A 22,054-nucleotide genomic window follows, 5' to 3' on the forward strand; every position below is an offset into this window, starting at 1 on the left:
CTCCTTGGCAGTGGTGGGTACATCGGGTCCGGCCGGGTCAGAAGTTGCCCAGACCGCCACAGACGTTGAGCGCCTGCGCGGTGATGGACGCCGCCGTGTCGGAGGTGAGGTAGCCGACCAGACCGGCGACCTCCTCGGCGGTGGAGTAGCGGCCGAGCGGGATCTTGGCCGTGAACTTCTGCAGGATCTGCTCCTCACTGGCCTCGTACGCGGCGGCGTAGCCCTGGCGCACGCGCTGCGCCATCGGGGTCTCCACATAGCCGGGGCACACGGCGTTGACGGTGATGCCGGTCGGGGCCAGCTCATTGCCGAGCGCCTTGGTGAAGCCGACGACACCGTGTTTGGACGCGGAGTAGGGCGCGCCCAGGACAACGCCCTGTTTGCCCGCCGTGGAAGCGATGTTGATGATGCGTCCCCTGGGCCTGTCGCGCATTCCGCCAGTGGTCAGCACCTCGCGCGTCACGAGGAAGACACTGTTGAGATTGGTGTTGATGACGTCGAACCACAGTTCGTCGGCGATGTCGGCGGTGACCCCGCCACCGCTGCGGCCCGCGTTGTTCACCAGGATGTCGATGGGACCGAAGCGGCCGACGGCTGCCCGGACCAGGTCCCGGATGGCCTCCTTCGAGCCCACGTCCGCGGCCCTGCCGTCCACCTCAAGTCCCTCGCCCTGCAGTTCCTTGACCGTTCGGGTCACGGCGTCCTCGGTGCGCGCGCATACGAAGACCCGGTGGCCCTGTCCGGCCAGCAGCCGGGTGGTGGCCAGGCCGATACCGCTGGTGGCACCGGTCACGAGCGCGACCTTGGATATGTCCTGCGTCATGCTGTGTCTCCTGGTTCCGGGGGGAGGGAAGCGGCTCAGACGGCCTGAGCGGCGGGGAGTTGCTCGTTGACGAGAGCGATCAGCGCGCGGGGCGTGCGGGCATCGGCGAAGATCTCCTCGTCGAGACTGATCCCGTACTCCCGCTCGATACGGCCGGCGGTCTCCAGCATCGCCAGGGACTCGTAACCCAGCGCGTCGAACTCCGCGTCGAGAATGTCTCCGTCGAGGTCGACGCCCTCGTCGGCGCCGGCGCCCTCGCGCAGGATGGACTTGAGGTCGTCGATGGTGAAGGGGGTCGCGGGCATGAGGGGTCCTTCCTCGAAACACATGGGCAGGGGGGTGTGGGTTTCCGGGCCGGCGGATCAGTCGCGGGGTGCGCGCACCACGACCGCGGAGTTGAATCCGCCGTAGCCGCGGGCGAGTACGAGGGCGACGCGCACGGGTGTGTCGCGCGGCGGGCCGGTCACCAGATCGATGTCGTAGTGACGGGAGAGCGAGGTGTTGGTGGTCGGCGGGATGACGCCGTCCCTGATACTGAGGCAGGCGGTGGCCACATCCAGCGGGGCGGCGCCGGAGTACAGCCGTCCGGTCATGGTCTTCGGTGCGGTCACGGGCACCGCCCGAGGGCCGAAGACCTTGGTGATCGCCTCGGCCTCGAACCGGTCGAGTTCCGGCACCGCCGCCGCGTCCGCGAACACCACGTCCACTTCGCCGGGCGCCGTACCCCCGTCGGACAGCGCCTGTTCGATGGCCCGTTGCAGCCCCGGGCCGCGGCCGCTGCCCGGCGCGGGGTCGAAGGTGGAGGCATGGCCGGCGATCTCGGCGTACACCTGCCGTGCCCCGCGGGCGCGGGCGTAGTCGGCGTCCTCCAGGATGAGCAGCGCTCCGCCCTCTCCCGGTACGTGCCCCGCGGCGCCGTCGTCGAAGGGCACATAGGCCCGCCCGGGATCGGTGGCGCGGCTGAGCCGGTCGCTCGCGAGCTGGGCCACCCAGCCCCAGGGGCAGATCGAGGCGTCGATGGCCCCGGAGACGATCAGCGGTGTGCCCTTGCGGATCTGCCGGCGGGCCTGGGCCAGCGCGTCCAGACCGCCGGCCTGGTCGCTGACGACGACCCCGCTGGGGCCGCGCATACCGTTGCGGATCGAGATCTGGCCGCTGTTGACGGCGTAGAACCACGCGAAGGACTGGTACGCGCTCACATACCGGCCGCCTTTGCTCCACAGCGCCTGCAGTTCCTTCTGGCCGAACTCGAAACCGCCGGAATGACTGGCCGTGATCACACCCATGTCGTACGCGGGCAGTGTGTCCGGTACGACCCCCGCGTCCTCCAGCGCCCAGTCGGCGCTGACCAGCGCCAGCCGGGTCATCCGGTCGGTCTGCGGCAGCAGCCTGCTGGGCAGATGGTCCTCGGCGACGAACCCGTCGATCTCACCGGCCAGTTGAGCCGGATAGGACGTGGGGTCGAACCGGGCGACCCGGCCGATGGCGCCCCGGCCCGCCAGCACGGCCGACCAGTAGGACTCCAGACCCAGACCGTTGGGCGCCGCCACGCCGAGTCCCGTCACCACCGTGGCGGCGTTCATCGTTTCCTCCTGTCGGGCCGGGCCAGCACCACCGCGCTCTGGAAGCCGCCGAAACCACTGCCCACCGACAGCACGGTGTCCGTGCGCCGCTCCCTGGCGGTGAGGGGCGTGTAGTCCAGATCGCACTCCGGGTCCGGGGTGTGGAGATTGGCCGTGGGCGGAATGACGTGGTGCTCCATCGCCAGTGCGGAGGCGGCGAGTTCGATGGAGCCGACGGCGCCGAGCGAGTGACCGACCATGGACTTGATGGAGCTGACCGGTGTGCGGTACGCCGCCTCGCCCAGGCTCAGCTTGAAGGCCGCGGTCTCATGGCGGTCGTTCTGCTTGGTGCCCGAGCCGTGCGCGTTGATGTAGTCGATGTCCTCCGGGTTGACGCGGGCCTCCGCCATGGCGACCCGGATCGCTTCCGCCATCTCCTTTCCGTCGGGGCGCAGTCCGGTCATGTGGAAGGCGTTGGAGCGTGTCGCGTAGCCGGCCACCTCCGCGTAGACATGGGCGCCGCGCCGGCGGGCGCTCTCCCCGTCCTCCAGGACGAAGACGGCGGCGCCCTCGCCCAGGACGAAGCCGTTGCGGCTCGCGTCGAAGGGCCGCGAGGCGTGCGCGGGATCGTCATTGCGCGGCGTGGTCGCCTTGATCGCGTCGAAGCAGGCCACGGTGATCGGTGAGATCGGCGCCTCCGTGGCACCGGCGATCATGACGTCCGCCGCGCCCTCCCTGATCACTTCGGTGGCGTAGCCGACCGCGTCCAGCCCGGACGTGCATCCCGTGGAGACGACCGCGGCGGGCCCCTCGGCGCCCACCGCGCGGGCCACCTCGGCGGCGAAGGAGCTGGGGACCATGTAGTTGTACAGATGCGGAACGGCGTACTCATGGTCGACCAGCTCCCGCCGGCCGCCGTCGCTGACCGTCCGGTACTCCTCGTCGAGACCCATGGTGGCGCCCACGGCGCTGCCGATGGTCACCCCGATGCGGCCCGGATCCAGCGTGTGGAAGGCCAGCCCGCTGTCGGCCGCCGCCTCGCGCGCCGTGACCACCGCGAGTTGCGCGGCGCGGTCCATGCGCCGGATCTCCTGCGGGCCGAGACCGCACGCCTCGGCGTCGAAGTCCACTTCCGCGGCGACCTGGGAGCGGAAGGGAGAGGGTTCGAAGAGCGAGATCCGCCGGGTGGCCGTACGTCCGTCGGTGAGGAGCTGCCAGAACCCTTTCGTCCCCGGTCCGCCCGGTGCCGTGACCCCGATCCCGGTGACGACGACCTGGCGCCCGTATGCGGCACTCACTCGGCGCTCCAGTGGTAGAAGCGCCGCGCCATCGCATCGGCGGGGGAGCGCCAGGTCGCCGGGTCGTACGCCTCGATGAACGGCTTCAGATCCTGGCTGATCCCGACGAACCGCGGGTCCGCTTTTGCCTGCTCGATCCGCTCGCCGCCGTTCTCACCGTCGAAATCCTGCAGATGGAAGTAGAGCCCCCGGTACGAGAAGAGCTCGCGCCGGCGCGTTCCCATCAGCTCCGGCATCTCCGTACCGTCGAAGGCGGAGAAGAGCCGGGCCACCTCACCGGCGGAACCGGGTTCCATCCGGGCGACAATCAATGTGCTGTACATCCTCAACCTCTCTCTGCGCTTGGGCACGAAGGGCGTTGTGTCATACGGCGCGCGTGTGCGCCGTGCCGTGCTGCCGGGCGGGGCCGAACCAGCGCTCCAGGGCCATCGGCAGGTCGTGGTGGCTGCCGGGTGCGATCCAGGCGACATGGCCGTCGGGGCGCAGCAGTACGGCACTCGCCCCGTCGAGCACGCCGCCGAGGGCGGCAGTGTCCCGGGGAGCGGCGGTGACGAGGTCGACACGGTCCGCCCAGGGGGCCGCGCGCCGCCGCAGCCGCGGGGTATCGGCCAGGTCGAGCAGCACGCCCCGGCCCGCCCGGAGCAGCTCGGTGCTGGAAGTGACGGTGGCGCCCCGCAGCAGCTCCAGCCGCGGCATCCGCATCCCCAGCAGGGGGTTGGGGCCGCTCCCGACGTCGTACCGGATGTCCAGTCCGCCCGCCTTGGCCGCGAAATGGCGGGCGACCTCCTCGTACCGCGCCAGCTCGGTCAGGATGTCGCGCAGCGGCTGCACCTCCTCGCTGCCGAGGATGAGCAGGCTCTGGGCGCGGGTGTTGGCGAGCAGCCGACGGCCGACCTCGTGGCGTTCGGTGTGGTACGTGTCCAGCAGCACGGGGCCGGCGGCGCCGCGCAGCACGGCCGCGAGCTTCCAGCCCAGGTTCACCGAGTCCTGGACGCTGGTGTTCATCCCCTGCCCACCGGCCGGGAGATGGATATGGGCGGAGTCCCCGGCCAGCAGCACCCGGCCGCGGCGGTACTCGGTGACCTGGCGCGTGGCGTCGCCGAAGGCGCTGAGCCACACGGGCTCGCCGTGCGAGATATCGATGCCGGTGAGCCGCTTCCAGGCGTCGGCGACCTCGGCGAAGGCGGGCGGGCCCGTCCTTCGCTGCGGCGGCGCACCGCGTTCGGCGACGATGACGCGGTGGACGCCGTCCCCGAGCCGGGCCGTCATGACCATGCCGTCGGTGACCCGGTCGGCGACCATCCGCGGCTCCAGGTCGACACCCCGGATATCCGCGAGGAGAAGCTCGGTGGTGGCCGGGGTGCCGGGGAAGTCGAAGCCGGCCGCCTTGCGCACGGCGCTGCGGCCCCCGTCGCAGCCGACCAGATAACGGCAGCTCAGTACCTGCCGGCCCGCCGGGCCGCGTACCTGCGCCTCGACACGGTCACCGTGGTCCGTCAGGCCGGTGAACTCGTGGTCGCGGCGGATATCCGCGCCGAGTTCGCGGGCCCAGCTCTCCAGTACGGATTCGGTGGCGGACTGCGGCACGGTCCTGGCGGCCCGGTCACCACCGCCCAGGACACCGAAATCCAGGGGTATTCCGCCGAAGTGCCCGAGGCCGCTCATCTCGATGTCCCCGAAGCGCGGCAACAGGCCACGCTGGTCGAGGACTTCCACGGTGCGGGGGGTGAGCCCGATGCCCCGGGACTCTCCGGTGCGCCGCGGGAGGCGGTCCAGGACCACCACATCGATTCCGGCCAGGCGCAGCTCTCCGGCGAGCATGAGACCCGCCGGCCCCGCTCCCACGACTATGACGGAAGCGTCCATGTATCTCTCCTCACGTCCTCACGTCCTCACTGGCAGCACCGTCGCGTGCTTCGCGAATGCCGGTCACCGAGCGGCCACCGCGGGCCGTGCTCAGCTCTTGCGCCCGATGACCAGAACGTCGTCCGGTGTGTCCTCGGGACCGACCGTCTCGGGGTGGAACCCGGCCTCTTCGAGCCACGCGTGGCAGTCACTGACCGGGTACTCACCGCCGCCTGCGGACCACACCAGCATGCTCAGCGCGGCGAGCGTCGCGTAGAGCGGTGGCGCGCTGTTGCTGACCATGGGGTCGTAGATGATGACCGCGCCCCCCGGCCGGATCGCGTCGTGCGCCTTGCGCAGCAGCGTGCGGCGCTCGTCCACACCCCAGTTGTGGAGCACATGACCGAAGATGAGCACATCGGACTCGGGCAGCGGGCCGGCGAAGAAGTCACCGCCGTGGAACGAGACCGCCCCATCGTTGCCGAGGGCGGCCATATGGGTGGTGAAGGCCCCCTCCAACTGCGGCAGATCGAACACCGCGCCCTTCAGATGAGGGTTCCTCAGGGCCAGATGGTGGGCGACGTTGCCGCGGGCGCCACCGATGTCCACGAACGAGCCGTAGCCGCTCCAGTCGATCTCGCCCAGGCGTCGCAGGAGGGGCGTGTTGAGCGTGTCCATGCTCTCCAGGAATGATTCCGTCGATTCCCTGTCCTGGTAGAGGGTTTCGTACGGGTTGCCCTCCAGCGCGCCGGGATTCTGCGGGGTGCCTGTGCGCAGGGCCGTCCCGAGCCCTTCCCAGGCCGGGTTCAGCTCGCGCTCACAGAACTGGAGATAACCGCCGATGAATTCGGGACGTCCGCGCACCAGATACCGTTCGGCGGCGGGGGAGTTACGGAACGTACCGTCCTCCGAGGCGTGCAGCAGACCCAGCCCGGCGAGGGCCAGAAGGAAGTCACTGGCTCCCGGCATGCGGTACCCGAGTTGTGTGCTCAGTTCCTCGGCGGTGGCCGAGGAGCCGGACAGTTCGGTGAAGAGACCGGACTCCGCGGCGGTAAGCAGAATCTTCGTCTGCCAGAATCCGGTCAGCGGTCCCATGACCTGACCGATGGACAGCTCTTCCGGCTCCGGAACCGAATTCTTCTGGTCGCTCATACGAGTCCCCTCCAAGGAGTAGCAGGACGACTCCGAAACCGAACGGATGTTGGTTCGGGTGCCGGGTCCTGTGGATCCTCGCAGCGGCCGTCCAAGAAACGACCAAAAGCCGCTCAATGTGAACGCGTAATCACTGAAATGAACACAATGCAATCAGCCGGAAACGAAAGCGCGTAAGGGTGGCGCGGGCGCGCTGAAGACCGGGCCCGCACGTGGCGCAGACCCGGCCTTCACTACCGCGTTTTCGGCTTCGCGTCCTCAGTTCCGATTCTTCACCTGTAGGCCGTTATTGGTGCGCCATGGCGGAGCCGTCGGCGGACGACGCGTCGGCCTGCGCCGCGGTCGGGGCCTCGGGGCGGCCGGGCAGCAGCGGAGAGGCGGCCAGGATCACCAGGGTGACCGCGAAAACGAACCAGTAAGCGCCCTGGAATCCACCGATCCCGGCGCCGTCGCCGGCCGCGGCGCCACTGCCGACGGCCGCCAGGATCAGGGCGACACACGCGACCCCGAGCGCGCCGCCCAACTGGTTGAGGTTGTAGACGACGGAACTGCCCTGGGGCACCTTCTCCGGCGGCAGCGTCCGGTACAGCGACCCCATGGTCGGCGCGCCGACGCCGCCCAGGCCGAGGCCGACGGCGAACGCGGCCAGTACGGACCACACTTCACCGCTGTCCGCGCCGATACGGGTGAGGCCGACCGAGGCGAGCGCCGCAACGACCGCTCCGCCGCGTACGAGATTGCGCGCTCCCAGCCGGTCGCTGAGGCGTCCGGCGAGAGGCATGGCGAGCGCCGATCCCAGGCCCAGCGGCGCCACCAGCAGTCCGGCCGCGCGGGCGCCGTGTCCGTGCAGCACCTGGTAGTAGAGCGGCAGGGCGAACAGGACGGCGAACGTGGCCAGTCCGACGAGCCCCTGCACGGTCACGCTCGCGGCGAAGCTGCGGCTGCTGAACAGCCTGATATCGATGAGGGGTTCGGTGCGGCGGGCACGCAGCGCGTGGATCACGTACCCGACGAGCAGCGCGACGCCCAGGACCAGCGGGATGAGCACGGAGGGCGCGGCGAACCGGGCGCGCTCGCCGGCCTCCGTGAGGGCGAGCAGGATCGCCGCGAAACCGGGAGCCATCAACAGGGCGCCGACGATGTCGAGCCGAGGCCCGGACCCGCGCGCGACGGGCGGGCCGGCCGGGATCACCCGCAGCGCGAGCAGGACCGCGACGATCCCGATGGGCAGGTTGATGTAGAACATCGAGCGCCAGCCCATGGATTCGAGCACGACCCCGCCCAGCACGGGCCCGAGGACCGGCCCGAGCGACAGGACCACACCCATCATGCCCATCACGCGCCCCGCCCGGCTGGGGCCCGCCGCACGGGCCAGGATCACCAGGACCAGCGGGTCGACGACGCCGGCGCCCACACCCTGGACGACCCGGAAGGCCACCAGGCTCCCCACGTTCCAGGCGAGCGCCGAGGCGAGCGAGCCGACCAGGAACAGCACCAGTCCGAACAGCCAGAGCTTCCTGACGCCGAACCGGCCGACCGCCCAGCTCGTGACGGGGATGGTGACCGTGAGCGCCAGCAGATAGCCGGTCGTCGCCCAACTGATGGAGCTCAGCGAGGTGTTGAACTCGTCGGCGAGGGTATCGGCCGCGACGGTGACCATCGTGCTGTCGAGGATCCCCATGATCCCGCCCAGCAGGGTCACCCCGATGAGCCGTAACAGCCCGGGATCGAGCCGGTCATCTCTGACTTGAGACATCACTTTCCAACTCCGTTAAGAGCGAGCACGAACACTTTTTGAACCAGGTGGTTCAACATAACGACCCGTCAAGTCCCTTCGCAACCAACCCGCCCAGAAAGTTGAACCGATGGGTTCATGTATTGGGGCGACGCGGTACGATGGTGGGGTGAACGGAGCCAAGACCTCTAACGCGAGCAGACGTGAGGCGCCGCGCGGGCGCATCGACAAGCGGCAGGCGATCCTCGAAGCCGCGTTCAGGACGTTCGCCCGTGAGGGGTACGGACAGTCCTGCGTACGGGAGATCGCGGCCGAGGCGGGCGTGGCCAAGCCCACCATCTACAACCACCTCGGGGACAAGGAGACGCTGTTCCGCGAGGCGATGCTGGCCGCCGTCGGCCGTACGAGCGGCGCGGGGCTGGCGGCGCTCGAACAGCTCCGGGAGCCTGACGGTGATGTGCGCCCCATGCTGGAGGAAGCCGGCCACCGCGTTCTGAAGAACCACTGCGACCCGGAGTCCCAGGCGCTGCGCTGGCTCCTCAACGCCGAAGCGGCCAGGTTTCCCGACCTGTTGGAGACCATCCAGCGCGAGGGCGCGCAGCGCCTCCACGACGCGCTCGCCGACCGCCTGGCACGCTTCGCGCTCTCCGGGCGCCTGCACACCAGCGACCCCGACCTGGCCGCCGAGCAGTTCCTCGCGCTGCTCACGGGCCCGATGGAGCTGCGCACCCGGCTGGGCACGCGCAAGGTGTCCGACGCCGAACTGCGCACTGTAGGGCGGGCCGCGGTCGACACGTTCCTGCGCGCCTACGCTCCCCGGGCCGTGGACGCTCCGTAGACGCTCAGGAGCAGCAGGGCAGGGGCCCGGAGGAGCGGCCCGGAAAAGGGGCACGGAGCAGGGGACGGGAGAGCCGAGACCATGACCACGACACTGATCACCGGTGCCAACAAAGGCCTCGGACACGAGACCGCCCGACGCCTGACCGAGGCGGGCCACACCGTCCTCGTCGGGGCACGGGACCCGCGGCGCGGGCGAGCGGCGGCCGAACGGATCGGCGCTTGTTTCCTCCCGCTCGATGTGACCGGCGAGGAGTCCGTCCTGGCGGCGGCCGAACGCGTCCGCGAGGACTTCGGGCACCTGGACGTCCTCGTCAACAACGCCGGAATCACCGGCCCCCGCAAAGAGGCCGCGGAGCTGACGGCCGACGACATCAGGAAGCTCTACGACACCAATGTGTTCGGAGCCGTCCGGGTCACCCGCGCGTTTCTGCCGCTTCTCCGGGCCGGCGAGTCTCCCACCGTGGTGAACGTCAGCAGCGGACTGGGATCGCTGGCCATCGCCGCCGAGCCCGAGCGCTTCGAGTCGTTGCTGCCCGTGTACTACCCGAGCCTGGGTTACAACTCCTCCAAGGCCGCCCTGAACATGATCACCGTGCAGTACGCGAAGGCGTTCCCGGAGATCACGTTCAACGCCGTGGACCCGGGCTGGACCGCCACCGACCTGAACGACCACCGGGGCGTCCAGACCGTCGAGGAGGGCGCCGAGGTGATCGTCCGGATGGCCACGCTCGGCGGCGACGGTCCCACCGGCGGCTTCTTCGGCAACGCCGGCCCTGTCCCCTGGTGACGCCGGTGACCCGGCCTCCGCGGGGTCGGTCCCGGTGAGGTCACGCCTCCGGGCGCCGTGGACCGGCGGCGTCACCCAACGTTTCCGCTCCACCCACCGATCCGGCCGCCGGCAGGATGATGAGCCCGGCCGCCGCGGCCTGGGTCACCGCGTCGAGCCGGGAGACGGCGTCCAGTTTGCGGAAGGCGGCGTGCAGATGCCGTTTGACGGTACCGGTCGTGATGCCCAGGCTGCTGGCCACCTGCTGGTTGGTCATGGCGGTTGCCACTCCGCGCAGCACCTGCGTCTCGCGGCGCGAGAGCGCGGGGACCGGCCGCTTGACAGCGTTCCGTACGGCCGCGGGGGCGAGTGACCGTACCGCCGCGAGCAGGGCGTCCCAGCCCGCGTCCCGCGGCAGGTATCTGTGCACCCCCGCCGCCTCCAGGGCGCGCCGGTCGATCAGCGCGCCGCGCGCCGGCAGCGCGAGCACGGCAGATCTCGGGGTGAGGCGGCGCAGCGAGCGGACCGTGCGGATGACGGCGCTCCCGTCCGCCCATGGCTCCAGGAGGATCACATGAGGGTGCAGAGCCGCGGCCCTGCAGAGGATCTCGTGTTCGCCGGTGGTCTGGCCGAGGACACAGATGTCGGCCTGGGTGTGGAACAGCTCTGTCAGAGCGTCGCGCAGTAATGCGGTCTCGCCGGCGACGAGGACGGAGATGTGAGGCATGGTTCCCCTTCGGCAGGTCGGACACCCGGGTCACGGGGTGCTGACTGACATCGAGGTGCGGAGTTGCGACACGGCTGTTGGGTGGGCAGCCGTGGGCCCATGCTTGGTGCGGACTTCTCACCAGGGAGGTACGAGGGGCCCGGTCGGACGGGCGTGGCACCGACATCGCCGGGTGTCCAGCGGAGCGGTGAAGAGCCGGCGGGTGGACCCTTCGGTCCGCCGCGGCGTGAACTCCGGCTGCCCGGCGTCGTGGTGCGCGAGCACGTCGAACCCCCTGGTCGGCGCGTACATCTAGACAGGTATGCGAATAGCGAAACGCGTGAAATTTTACCGCCGCGGATGACTTTGGCAACTACCTGCATATCCGTCGCAGCATGACCCGGCCACGCCTCACACTGCTCGCCCGGGGCTGTGCCACAAATCCGACGGCGGGGAAGGCGGTTGGCGCAAACAGGCGAGAATTGGTGCCTGGGAGTGTCCGGGATCTGCGGCCCCGGCCTGGGGGGACGGCGACCGGGGCCCGTCGAAACCTGAGCGTGAATTGGCGGGATCGATGCGATTGCCCGGATGTCCGTTCCGGAGCCGCTCACAAGGGGAGCCCCGATCGGGGCTCATATGAGACGCCTGCGCGCTCTCGGTGCGAACTTTCTGACGTGAAAGGGCCCTCCGGGCCGCGACAGTCTGACGTGATGTCACTCATTGTGGGATTGGCCACACCGGCGCTCGGTCACTCCGGTGCTTGGCCCGGCGCTGTCAATCTTCACACGGATTTCGAAGAGCCGCGCCGGCCGGGCGTTCCGCGGCTCTGCGAGAATCGGCTCTGCCCACAGCCGGGTTGAATGCGCGACGCATTATTCCCCGGGCAGGCCCAGTCGTTGACGATGTTCTGGAGATACGAATGAGCGACACACGGCGAGTTGTGTTAATCAGTGGAGCCGGTCGGGGCATTGGCGCCGCGACCGCGCGGGAATTCGGACGGCGTGGCTGCCATGTGATCGTCAACTATCTGAGCAATAGCGAAGCCGCCGCGGTCGTGGTCAAGGACATCGAGTCCGCGGGCGGCACCGCGCAGGCCGTACGAGCCGATGTCTGTGACGCGGGCCAGGTCGGCACACTGGTCGACGGAGTGCTGGCGGAGCATGGACGGGTCGATGTGCTGGTGTGCAACGCCAATACCGCCGCGCCGCCGTACGGAGCGTTCGCCTCGCTGCCCTGGGAGTCCTTCGCCGCCAAGCTCACCGGGGAACTGGCCGGCGTCTACTTCCTGACGCAGCGGGTGCTGGCGGCCATGCGGGAGCGGCGCGCGGGCCGGATCGTCTACGTGTCGAGCACCGCCGCCGATGTGATCACCGGAAGCATCGCCCATTCCACCGCCACCGCCGCGCTCAACACGTTCAGCCGGCAGATCGCCGCCGAGGCCGCCCGGTACGGGGTCGCGGCCAACACCGTCGCCTCGGGCGCGGCCAACACCGATGCCACCGCCTTCTTCCCCGATGCCATTCGGCAGTACTTCGGTGAGCGCTCCGTGCACGGCAGGCTGCCCGAACCCGAGGATGTCGGCCGGCTGATCGCCCTGGTCGCCGACGACGGGTTCGCCGGGGCGACCGGTCAGGTGATCCGGGCCGACGACGGCTTCAATCTGCTCACCCAGCAACTCGATGGCCCGGCGGCCCGGTTCGGCGGCTCCGCCGGCCAGGACTGACGAGGTTCCCCGAGCCCGGGTCCCGTAGCCGTCTCTACCGCGAGTCCGGACGGACGCGCGTCGCCCCCAGCACCGACCGGGCGATCGCGTCCGCCTGGCGGAACATCTCGGCGTTGGCGCGCGCCCGTGCGCCGATCGCCGTGTTCCAGTGGACCCCCTCGACCGGGACGCCGAACGCGAACAGCCGCGGATGCGGCCGCCCGGCCGCGTCGCGCACGCGCAGATCGGACGGACAGACATCGAGGGCCCCCGTCGCGATGCCCCCGCCCCCGCCGCAGGAGCCGGAGTTGGAGCCGGAGCCGGAGTTGGAGGCCGCCGTATGCGGGCGGGCCAGTCCCGAGGCGACGAGTCCGCGCAGCAACGGGTCGGCGCTCAGGGCCAGATCGGCGCCCGGGAGCCAGGCGTCCAGCAGCGCCCGCGCCGTCGCCGGAGGACCGTCCGTGGTCGCGGACATCGCGACGAAACCGCCCGCCGCCGCGTCGACGGTGACAGCCGGGCGCGCGCCCATGAACTCGACCACGCCCGCCTCGTACAGGGCCGCCAGCTCCGCGATCCTGCTCGCGGGCGGACCGCTGGCGATATGCGCGCCGAAGGACCGGAACCACGACAGCTCGCGGTACGACGACCCGCTGAGCACGCCCGCGGCGACCACCCGCCGTACCTGCCCCTTCACCGCCGCGATCGCCGCGGCGGCGGCCTTGAGCGGGCTGCGCTCCGGCGCGCGGGCCGCGTCCAGGTCCTCGTACATGCGCTCCGCCAGCCACGCTCCGAACTCCGCCCGGTCACGGAACCTCCGCCCCTCCAACGGCCGGTCGAGGGCGAAGGGATCGAAGCGGTCGGCGGGGTCGTACAGGTGCTCCGCGACCGGGTCCGTCCCCACGCCTGTCCCGTCACCGGCCGCCGCGTACCGGTCGAGAAGCACAGCGGCGGGCAGTCGCGCGGCCTCGGGACGTACCTCCAGGAGCGTCCGGTACCAGGCCGCTCCCGCCTCCCTCACGATCAGCGGCCACACCTCCGCCATGAAGCCGACCGTGCCCGGCTCCCGCGCGGTCAGCCGCTCGACCGCCGCCGCGTCGAAGAACCGGAGGCTGTGGCCCGTGGGCATCCGCCCGTGCACCTGAGGGCGCGCCAGGTACGGTACGCCGCGCCCCGATCCGGCGAGCAGGCGCGGCTCGCGGCCGGACGGCAGATAGCGCGGCCGGCCGGCCGGGCCGTCCTGTTCGAAGCGCCCGCCGCGCCCGGAGGTCAGAACCGTCAGCTGGTCGAAGAAGTTGAGCGCCAGCCCCCGTACGAGCACCGGCTCCCCGGGCTGCAGCAGATCGAGCCGGGCCTCGGCGGGGTGGCCCGGGGGCAGATGCGTCAGTCCGTGCCGGCGTGCGGCGGCGGCGAGTTCGCCCTCACCGGGGGCGGGCCGCTGGTCGGTGTGGCCGGTGGCGAGGACCACCGCGTCGACGACCAGCGCGGTCCCGTCGTCGAGCCGCAGCCGCAGCCGGCCCTCCGGCGCCTCGTCGAGTCCTATGGCACGCGTGGGATGGGCGACGATCCGTATGTGCGGGGCGGCGGACCGGGTGATCCGCTCATGGGCCCAGGCCAGATAGCGGCCCATCAGCGCGCGCCGCGGATGCTCCCAGGGCTGGAGACCGGGCGCGGCGCCGGGCGCGTGGTCGCGCGCCCACTCCATCAGGGTCGGACCGGTCGTCGCCGGTCCCGCCATCCGTACGGTGTCGTCGGGGAACGCGGTCGCGTGCCCGGCGACGGTGTTCATCAGCAGCTGTTCCGGCTGCCCGGGATCCCAGACCCGGCCGGCGCCGGGGGTGCGCGGCTCCACGATATGCACCTCGGCCGGGGTGTCCGCCCAGGGCCCCGACGGGCCGAGGTTCGCCGTGAGACGTTCCAGTACGGCGGTACCGCGCGGACCCGCCCCGACGACCGCGACACCGACCGGGCGCGCTGTCACGCGCCCGTGCCCCAGATCTCCGCCAGGACGCGGTGCATATTGCCGCCGAGGATCTTGGTGATGTCCTCGGCGGTGTAGCCGCGGCCGACGAGCAGCTCGGTGATCCGGGGCAGATCGGCGGGGGTGCCGAGGCCCTCGGGGTGGATACGGTCGAGATCGAGGTCCTCGCCGACGATCGGGATCTCCGGGTAGAGCCGGCGCACCCGCGCCATGCCCTCGCGGGAGTACTTGCGCTCGTCGCCGACGTCCGTGCCGACGATGACATGGTCGATGCCCGCCAACTCGACCAGATAGTCGACGTTGTCGGCGAAGACCTCGGCGCCGGGGCGCTGGGTGAGACCGGTGGGGCTGAGGAACCCGGACTTGGCGGCCAGCCCGAACACCCCGCCGCGCGCGGCCAGTTCACGGACCACGACATCGCTCTTGTTGCGCGGGCTGGCCACGAAGTGGGTCAGTCCCGCGTGGGTCACGAGCACGGGCCGCTCGGAGATCTCGATGGTCTCCAGCGTGGAGCGCTCGCCGGTGTGGGACAGATCGAGCGCCACGCCCAGCCGGTTGGACTCCCTGACCAGGGCGCGGCCGAAGCGGCTCAGCCCGCCGTTGGCGCTCTCGCCGCAGCCGTCTCCCGCGTAGTTGCGGTTCTGATAGGTCAGGCCCATGAAGCGCAGCCCCAGTTGGTACAGCGCCTGAAGCCGCCACAGGTCCTCGCCCACCGGCTTGCTGTCCTCGAACCCGGCGAACCACGCGACGCTGCCCTCGGCCTGGGCGCGGGCTACATCGTCCAGGCCGAAGCCCTGGAACACCCGCCCGCCGGTCTCCGCCAGCCGCCGCTGCCAGCCGACGATCCCCGCCGCCGCGGCGTCGTAGTCCTGGGAGATGGAGACCGCGTGGTTGATCGCGGTGACCCCGGAGACGGCGAGCTTGCCGAGGTACGTCTCGTCCGCCCAGGAGAGCGGGGTGCAGTCGAGCGCGTTGAAGACGACGCTCTCCCGGTGCAGTGCGGTGGGATCGAGGGGCTGCGCCTGCGTCACGGACACGATGGACCTCCTTGGAACGGGCCGGAGTTGGGGGGAATGGGGGAGCGCGGCTCTCAGCCGGATCGCAGCGTGCGGCGCAGCCCGAGGCCGCGCTCCACGAGAACGACCACGACAACGGAGAGCAGCACCAGCAGCACGGAGAGGGAGGCAACGGACGGATCGCTGCGGTACTCCACGTACTGGAGCACGGCCACCGGCAGCGGCACGGTGTGCTGCCCCGAGACGAACAGTGAGATGACCGTCTCGTCGAAGGACAGCAGGAACGCGATGATGCCGCCGGAGAGAAGACCGGGCCTGATGGCCGGCAGGGTGATCCGCCAGAACGTCATCAGCCCGCTCGCGCCGAGCGTACGGGCTGCCTCCTCGGCGCGCGGATCCGCGGACACCAGGGACGCGGAGACCGTCCGTACGACATAGGGCACGGTCACCCCGAGATGGGCCAGGATCAGACCCACGTACGTGTCGGTGAGCGGGATCGGCGCCAGGATCAGCAGCAGGGCGAGCCCGAGCACGATATGCGGCACCAGCAGCGGCGAGAGAAAGGCCGCCTCGATGGCGGCGCGGCCCCGGAACCGCAGCCTGGTGAGCGCGAGCGCGGCCGGTACGCCCGTGACCACCGCCAGCAGCGCGGTCGCCGCGGCCGTGATCCCACTGACCCGGAACCCCTCGCGGAACGCCTCGTTGGCGAAGACCTGCCGGTAGGCGTCGAGGCCGAACCCCTCGGGCGGGAACCGCAGATACGACGAGGTGTCGAAGGACTCCACGAGCACGATGAGGATCGGCGCGAGGAGGAACAGATAGAGGACGGTGAGGACCACGGCCCATACGGTCGAGGTCAGCCGGCGCGCGTTCATGAACCTGCCTCCCGCGGCCCGGTGAAGCGGGCTTCGAGGGCCCGCTGGGCCCGGAGATAGAGCGTGATCACCACACCGAACACGGCCAGCAGCAGCATCGAGAGGACCGCCGCCACCGGCCAGTCCAGGGCCGTGATGGCCTCGTCGTAGATCTCGGTGGCCAGCACGAAGACCCGTCCGCCGCCGATGAGCCGGGGCGTCACATAGCCGCTGAGGCTGAGGACGAACACCAGCAGCGCGGCGGTGAGCACGCCCGGCAGGGTGAGCGGCAGCACGATCCGGCGGAACACCGTACGGCGGGGCGCGCCCAGCGACGCGGCGGCATGCTCCAGCGCCGGATCGAGCCGGCCGAATCCGCTGATCATCGCGAGGATGGCGAACGGCATATAGATCTCGGTCGAGGCGATGACCACACCGGTGAAGTTGTTGGCCAGATGCAGCGGGCTGTCGATCAGCCCGGCGCCCGTCAGGGTCTTGTTGATGACGCCCTGGGTGCCGAGGATCGCCATCCAGCCGAAGGTGCGTGCGACGGAGGAGATCAGCAGCGGGGTGACGGCCAGCGCGATCAGCAGGCTGCGCCACCGGCTGGTGGTGCGCGCCAGGAAGAGCGCAACGGGGTAGGAGACGAGGAGGGTGAAGAACGTGACGAGGACGCCGAGTTCGACCGTCTGGCCGATGACGTTCCAGTAGTGGCCGCTGCCGAGCACATGCCCGAAGGTGGCTGCGGAGAGGGTCTGCCGGATCGCGCCGCCTTCCTCCGACTCGTTGAGCGACATACGCACGACCCACACCAGCGGCAGCGCGTACGTCAGCAGCAGGGCCAGCAGCCCCGGCGCGAGCAGGGCGAGCGCCAGCCGGCCGGGGCCGCGCCCGCGCGGCGGCGCCTTGACGGCCGGCGGGGCTGTCGCGGGCCGGGCGGCACGGGTGTCCTCCGGGGCCCGGGCGGGGCCGTCCGCGGGGTCCGCCGTCATGACAGGCTCTCCCGGACGGGTTCGGCGGCCTCCGCGGGTTCGCTGTCCTCGACGGCGGCCACCAGCCGCGGGGCCTCCGGATCCCAGGACAGCTCCACCTCGGCACCGGGGCCGAACGACCGCTGCGCCCCGGTGGGCCGTTCGACGTCCAGTACGGGCCCGGTGTCGCCGACGCGCACCCGGTAGGCGACGGTCTCGCCCGCGTACCCCGCCGACAGGACGGTGCCCCGGGCCCCGCCGGTGCCGGGCGCGGCGGCGGTGAGGGCGATCCGGTGCGGGCGCAGCATGACCACGGCCGTACGGCCCCTGGCCACACGGGCGCCCGCCGCGGAGACCGTTCCGAGGCCGGGCAGTTCGACGGAGGTCCGTTCGCCGTCCGGGTCACCGGCCGTACCGTCGAGCAGATTGGCCCGGCCCACGAACTCCGCGACGAACGGGCGCGCGGGCCGCTCGTAGATGTCCTCCGGGGTGCCCACCTGCTCGATACGGCCGTGGTTCATGACGGCGACGCGATCGGCCATGGAGAGGGCCTCCTGCTGGTCATGGGTGACGAAGACGGTGGTGACACCGGTCTCGCGCTGGATCCGGCAGATCTCGTCACGCATCGCGGAGCGCAGCCGCGCGTCCAGATTCGACAGCGGCTCGTCGAGGAGGAGCACGGCCGGCTCCACCACCAGCGCGCGGGCCAGCGCGACGCGCTGCTGCTGGCCGCCGGAGAGCTGGGCGATCCGGCGGCCGGCGAGATGACCGAGCCGCACCAGACTCAGCGCGTCGTCCACCCGGCGCTTCAGCTCCGTCTTGGGGACCTTGCGCATCTCCAGTCCGAAGGCGATGTTGCGCGCCACGTCCAGATGCGGGAAGAGCGCGTACGACTGGAAGACCACGCCCATGTCACGGCGGTGCACCGGCGAGTCCGTGATGTCCCGGCCGTCGACCCGTACGGTCCCCGCGGTGGGCGGGACGAGACCGGCGATCATCCGCAGCGTGGTCGACTTCCCGCAGCCCGAGGGGCCGAGGACGGCGAGCATCGAGCCGCGCTCGACCGCGAGATCGATACCGCGCACGGCGGCGCCGTCCTTGCCCGGATACGTCTTGGCCAGTCCGTCGAGCACCAGATGCCCGGCGGTGCCCGCGGGGGCGCGGCGCGCTGTGTCACCCACCGATGACCTCCCGCTTGATGCGGTCGACCCAGTCGGTGTAGCGCGTGGTGAGCCAGTTCCAGTCGACGGGGATCTGGTTCTTCCGCTGCTCGGCGGAGGCCTGGGTGCGCTCCTTGGTCTCGGCGGCCAGCTGGACGTCCTTGTTGACGGGCGCGTAGAACGCCTCGTCGTCGAACGCCTTCTGCGCCTCCGCGCCGATCGCGTAGTCGATGAACTTCTGCGCGGCGGCGGTGTGCGCGGAGTTGTTGACCAGGTTGATGGTGTTGACCTGGGTGACCGTGCCCTCCTTGGGGAGCACCGGCTGTACGACCCCGCCCGAGGAGTCCTTGTAGTACTGGCCGCGGGCGTTCCAGCCGACGGCGACATCCGCGTCACCCGACTGGATCGCGGTGTAGACATCGGGCGACGGCTGCCAGGTCTGGACGGCCGAGGACAGCGTCTTGAGCTTGTCGATCGCCGGGTTGATGTCCGACTTGTAGTCGGCGTGAAGGAGCTTCTCCAGGGCGATGATCAGCGCGACACCCCGGGTGTCCGCGATGGGCATCGCCAGCTTGTCCTTGTACTCCGCGTTCCAGAGGTCGTTCCAGCTGGTGGGCGCCTTCTTGACGTTCTTGGAGTTGTAGAGGATCGAGAGGCTGTCGAAGGTGACGGCGGGGCCGTGGCCGTCCTTGCTCTTCGCGCTGTCGACGAGCCGGTCGAGGTTGGGCACCTTCGACGCGTCGAGCGGCGCGAACAGCTTCTCCTTGTTGGCCGTCGGCGCCACGGAGCTGTCCATCAGGGCGACATCGGCGACCGGGCGCGCGGTGCTCGCGCGCAGCTTGGCCAGCACCTCGGAGGAGTTCTGGATGGGCACGTACGTGACGGTGATGTCCGGGTTGGCCTTCTCGAACGGCTTGATCACCGTCTTCGTGAAGGCGTCCTGGAAGGTGCCGTAGAACCCCATGAACGTGATGGTCTGCTTGCCCCCGGAGCCGCCGGAGGAGCCGGACGGCGAGGTGGCGGAGGAGGTGCAGGCCGTCGCCAGCAGCGCGGTGCTGGTCAGTACGGCGGCGGTCGCGAGGGCGGGACGCAGGGAGAGGCGCTGGGACAGGCGCGCGGACGGTCGCGAGGACAGGCGCTGGGACGGGCGCTGTGAAGGCATGGCGGTCTCCGGTCGGAGGACGGGATCGGGTGGGAGTACGAGCGCGGGGCGACGTCGGATCGGGGCCACGGGGACGGTTACGCGTCGCCTGTCCGTGGAGTCCGGTCCGGCGTCCCGCTACAGGACTCCCGTGCGTCGTCGCGCGCGTCGTTGCGCGGAGTGTCGTCACGCGGGATGGGGTCGTGCGGAACGGGGTCATGCGGGACACCGGCGTCCGGGCGCCGCACGGGCTGTGCGTCGCCGAGGACCAGCATCAGACGGTTGGCCCAGCCGAAGAGGGCCACGGCGTGTACCAGATCGGTGAGTTCGGCCTCGGTCAGTCCGGCCGCCCGCAGCGCCGCCACGTCGTCGGCGCCGGCCCGGGGCGGTGTGCTGGTCTGGGCCTCGGCGAAGCGGGCGATGGCCCGGCCGCGCGCGTCATCGGCGAGCGCGGCGCCCCCCTCGCTCAGCACCCGCAGGGCCGCTGCCTCGTCGCGCGACAGCTGCGCGTACTTCCGGCCGTGCACGGAGGCGCAGTAGACACAGCCGTTGGCCCGGGAGACCAGCAGAGTCGCCAACTCGCGCTCGGCGCGCGGCAGACCGCCGCGGCCGTACATCACGGCGTTGTAGACATGGGTCCGGTGGTCGAGCGCGGCCGGGTCGTGCAGCAGGGTGCGGTAGTACGGCGACGCGACGGACAGCGTGGCGTGCGCGTCGATGACGGCCCGCTGCCCGGCGGTGAGCGCGTCGGCGTCGACGGCGGGGATCCGCGGGCGCCAGCTCAGCTCGTCCAGCGTGAAGCGCGCCTCCGAGGGCCGCCGGGGCTCGACCGAGGCTGGGGCCGGGGAGGGCTCGACGGGCTCGGCCGCCGGTTCTCCGGACAGCAGGGCGAGCCCGGAGACGACGCGCGCCTCGTACGCGACGAAGGCGCAGATCTGCGCGAGGGCGACAACGGCCGGAGCGTCCAGCCCTCGCGCGGTCAGGGCACGCAGGAGGCCGGGTCCGGCCGCGCCGGGCGCGAGGGTGACGCGGTCGGTGAAGTCGCGCACCGCCGCGGTCAGCGACGGGTCGCCGTCGGCGGTGCCCTGCGGTGCCCATGCCCGGTACCGGGCAGCGAGACCGGGCTGCCCCGTCAGCTCGGCGGCTCGGGCCGCGGCGGTGATCCGCAGGCCGGGCGCGAGGGCTCCGGGGGCGGACGGCGTGAGCAGGACGCGGCGGGCGGCGGCCGTGTGCTCGCCCACCCCGGCGCGCTGCCGCGTGTCGTCGCTCATGACCGTCCTCCTCTCCCTCACCGGCGCGTCAGGCCCTGGTTGTCCACGCGCATGTCCACCATGTGGTCCGGCCGGCCGGATATGGCCGCCGGGCCGGAGCTGAAAGTTAGCCCCGGTACGGCCCTTGTGCAAAGCCCTCCCACACCTGCAACTGGGCTGATCAGAGGGGGCGCGAGGGTCCGTAGGACCACTGCTGGGGCGGGCACCTGATGCAACAGGTCGCGGGCGCGTGTGGCAGACTGCGCGGGAAAGTGGATTGTTGGCCTCACCTGATGCATCAAGTGCGCGGTGAGTCGGCGGTGAGTCATCCGGAAGATCCGTTTCGTGATCTCCCGAATCACCCGGTCCCGGGAGAAATTTCTCACAGGTTGAGATGCTGTCCAGAAAGTGAGACAAGGATGGTGGTCGTCGCTGCCTATCGGGCGATTGCGGATGACCTGCGGCGCCGGATCGAGGCGGGTGAGTTCGCGCCCGGCGATCCGCTCCCCTCGCGCGCCGAGCTGGCCCGTGACTACGGCGTCGGCTCGAACGTCGCGGCCTCGGCGGTACGCGTGCTGGTCGCGGACGGGCTGGCCAGGGGGCGGGCGGGGCGCGGTGTGTTCGTACGGGAGCGCCCCTCCTCCCGGACGATGGCCCGGTCATGGACGCAGGAGCGGCTCCAGGGCAGGCTCGCGGTCACGGGCGGCGGGCGCGGCCTCACGGACGACGACGGCCGCTCGGTCCGCGGCACTCCTCGGTCCACCACGGGCGAGGCGCCGGAGGAGATCGCCCGCCGGCTCGATGTCCCCGCCGCGGAGCCGGTGATCCGCAGCGAGTATCTGATCACCAGGGACGGCAGGCCGGCCATGTTCTGCGTCAGCTGGGAGCCCCTCGGCATCACCGGCGGCACCCCCGTCTCGCTCCCCGGGGCCGGCCCCATGGCGGGCAGCAGCGTGGTGGCTCGGATGTCGTACATCGGCCTGCGGATCACCCGCTCGACCGAGACCGTCACCGCCCGCACCGCCACCCGCGCGGAGGCGGAGGTACTCGATCTGGCCCCCGGCGCGCCTGTCGCGGCCATCGAGCGCACCTACTACGCCGGGGAACGCCCCCTGGAGACCGCGGATCTCGTCGTGCCGGGCGAACGGTTCCGGCTCGCCTACGAGATCCCCGCCGAGCCCGCCGAGAGCTGAGGAAACCGGCTCGGGGCGCCGCCCGGGGGGAACACCGGCTGCCGAGGTCACCACGCCCGGAC

Annotated in this window: 20 protein-coding genes; 4 read left to right on the forward strand and 16 right to left on the reverse strand. The window is 71.1% G+C overall.

The features are described from left to right. Nucleotides 1–37: 37 nt before the first annotated feature. From fabG to IF11_RS0100235, 8 genes are all read right to left on the reverse strand, one after another. Nucleotides 38–823 carry a 3-oxoacyl-ACP reductase FabG gene (gene fabG, locus IF11_RS0100200; protein WP_030349266.1) on the reverse strand — a complete coding sequence of 262 codons (786 nt, stop codon included), beginning with the start codon at nucleotides 821–823 and terminating at the stop codon, nucleotides 38–40. Between the two features lie 35 nt (nucleotides 824–858). After that, nucleotides 859–1,128, reverse strand: coding sequence for an acyl carrier protein (locus IF11_RS0100205; protein ID WP_030349267.1), 270 nt, complete (start codon nucleotides 1,126–1,128; stop codon nucleotides 859–861). A gap of 57 nt (nucleotides 1,129–1,185) precedes the next feature. Beyond that, the gene (locus IF11_RS0100210; RefSeq protein ID WP_030349268.1) at nucleotides 1,186–2,406 is read right to left on the reverse strand and encodes a ketosynthase chain-length factor; all 1,221 of its coding nucleotides are present in this window, start codon (nucleotides 2,404–2,406) and stop codon (nucleotides 1,186–1,188) included. Further along, the gene (locus tag IF11_RS0100215; protein ID WP_030349269.1) at nucleotides 2,403–3,683 is read right to left on the reverse strand and encodes a beta-ketoacyl-[acyl-carrier-protein] synthase family protein; all 1,281 of its coding nucleotides are present in this window, start codon (nucleotides 3,681–3,683) and stop codon (nucleotides 2,403–2,405) included. Before IF11_RS0100215 ends, IF11_RS0100210 begins: the two co-directional genes overlap by 4 nt. Further along, the gene (locus tag IF11_RS0100220) at nucleotides 3,680–4,006 is read right to left on the reverse strand and encodes a TcmI family type II polyketide cyclase (RefSeq protein ID WP_030349270.1); all 327 of its coding nucleotides are present in this window, start codon (nucleotides 4,004–4,006) and stop codon (nucleotides 3,680–3,682) included. The genes IF11_RS0100215 and IF11_RS0100220 overlap by 4 nt, the downstream gene beginning before the upstream one ends. 40 nt (nucleotides 4,007–4,046) lie before the next feature. Beyond that, entirely contained in the window at nucleotides 4,047–5,549 is a 1,503-nt protein-coding gene (locus IF11_RS0100225; protein WP_030349271.1) for an FAD-dependent monooxygenase, read from the reverse strand. Nucleotides 5,550–5,639: 90 nt separating this feature from the next. Next, entirely contained in the window at nucleotides 5,640–6,680 is a 1,041-nt protein-coding gene (locus IF11_RS0100230) for a methyltransferase (protein ID WP_030349272.1), read from the reverse strand. 286 nt (nucleotides 6,681–6,966) lie between these two features. Next, a complete protein-coding gene (locus IF11_RS0100235; protein WP_037726666.1) occupies nucleotides 6,967–8,436 on the reverse strand; it encodes a DHA2 family efflux MFS transporter permease subunit in 1,470 nt (489 codons plus the stop codon). Between the two features lie 148 nt (nucleotides 8,437–8,584). Here IF11_RS0100235 and IF11_RS0100240 point away from each other — a divergent pair, with 148 nt between their 5' ends. After that, nucleotides 8,585–9,253 carry a TetR/AcrR family transcriptional regulator gene (locus IF11_RS0100240; protein ID WP_030349274.1) on the forward strand — a complete coding sequence of 223 codons (669 nt, stop codon included), beginning with the start codon at nucleotides 8,585–8,587 and terminating at the stop codon, nucleotides 9,251–9,253. Nucleotides 9,254–9,334: 81 nt separating this feature from the next. Continuing rightward, nucleotides 9,335–10,042, forward strand: a complete 708-nt coding sequence (locus tag IF11_RS0100245; protein WP_030349275.1) for an SDR family oxidoreductase — start codon at nucleotides 9,335–9,337, stop codon at nucleotides 10,040–10,042. A gap of 40 nt (nucleotides 10,043–10,082) precedes the next feature. On the opposite strand, the gene IF11_RS0100250 is transcribed toward IF11_RS0100245, so the two are convergent. Further along, on the reverse strand, nucleotides 10,083–10,748 hold the full coding sequence (locus tag IF11_RS0100250; protein ID WP_051745237.1) for a response regulator transcription factor: 666 nt from the start codon (nucleotides 10,746–10,748) through the stop codon (nucleotides 10,083–10,085). 898 nt (nucleotides 10,749–11,646) lie between these two features. On the opposite strand from IF11_RS0100250, the gene IF11_RS0100255 reads away from it, so the two are divergent. Then, nucleotides 11,647–12,450, forward strand: a complete 804-nt coding sequence (locus IF11_RS0100255; protein ID WP_030349277.1) for an SDR family oxidoreductase — start codon at nucleotides 11,647–11,649, stop codon at nucleotides 12,448–12,450. A 34-nt stretch (nucleotides 12,451–12,484) separates the two neighbouring features. Here IF11_RS0100255 and IF11_RS41180 read toward each other — a convergent pair whose 3' ends face one another. From IF11_RS41180 to IF11_RS38150, 7 genes are all read right to left on the reverse strand, one after another. Then, on the reverse strand, nucleotides 12,485–14,407 hold the full coding sequence (locus IF11_RS41180; RefSeq protein WP_030349278.1) for an FAD/NAD(P)-binding protein: 1,923 nt from the start codon (nucleotides 14,405–14,407) through the stop codon (nucleotides 12,485–12,487). Further along, a complete protein-coding gene (locus IF11_RS0100265) occupies nucleotides 14,404–15,444 on the reverse strand; it encodes a dipeptidase (RefSeq protein WP_030349279.1) in 1,041 nt (346 codons plus the stop codon). The genes IF11_RS41180 and IF11_RS0100265 overlap by 4 nt, the downstream gene beginning before the upstream one ends. A gap of 53 nt (nucleotides 15,445–15,497) precedes the next feature. Next, nucleotides 15,498–16,298 carry an ABC transporter permease gene (locus tag IF11_RS0100270; RefSeq protein ID WP_030349280.1) on the reverse strand — a complete coding sequence of 267 codons (801 nt, stop codon included), beginning with the start codon at nucleotides 16,296–16,298 and terminating at the stop codon, nucleotides 15,498–15,500. After that, entirely contained in the window at nucleotides 16,295–17,269 is a 975-nt protein-coding gene (locus IF11_RS0100275; protein WP_078490263.1) for an ABC transporter permease, read from the reverse strand. The genes IF11_RS0100270 and IF11_RS0100275 overlap by 4 nt, the downstream gene beginning before the upstream one ends. After that, nucleotides 17,266–18,429 carry an ABC transporter ATP-binding protein gene (locus IF11_RS0100280; protein ID WP_051745239.1) on the reverse strand — a complete coding sequence of 388 codons (1,164 nt, stop codon included), beginning with the start codon at nucleotides 18,427–18,429 and terminating at the stop codon, nucleotides 17,266–17,268. The genes IF11_RS0100275 and IF11_RS0100280 overlap by 4 nt, the downstream gene beginning before the upstream one ends. Next, on the reverse strand, nucleotides 18,422–19,570 hold the full coding sequence (locus IF11_RS0100285) for an ABC transporter substrate-binding protein (RefSeq protein WP_051745240.1): 1,149 nt from the start codon (nucleotides 19,568–19,570) through the stop codon (nucleotides 18,422–18,424). Before IF11_RS0100285 ends, IF11_RS0100280 begins: the two co-directional genes overlap by 8 nt. 77 nt (nucleotides 19,571–19,647) lie before the next feature. Beyond that, nucleotides 19,648–20,820, reverse strand: a complete 1,173-nt coding sequence (locus IF11_RS38150; protein WP_063759096.1) for a peroxidase-related enzyme — start codon at nucleotides 20,818–20,820, stop codon at nucleotides 19,648–19,650. Between the two features lie 398 nt (nucleotides 20,821–21,218). Here IF11_RS38150 and IF11_RS0100295 point away from each other — a divergent pair, with 398 nt between their 5' ends. After that, nucleotides 21,219–21,992, forward strand: coding sequence for a GntR family transcriptional regulator (locus IF11_RS0100295; protein WP_030349285.1), 774 nt, complete (start codon nucleotides 21,219–21,221; stop codon nucleotides 21,990–21,992). The last annotated feature ends 62 nt before the right edge of the window (nucleotides 21,993–22,054 follow it).

It is taken from the genome of Streptomyces scopuliridis RB72 (genome assembly GCF_000718095.1).
Taxonomy (GTDB): domain Bacteria; phylum Actinomycetota; class Actinomycetes; order Streptomycetales; family Streptomycetaceae; genus Streptomyces; species Streptomyces scopuliridis.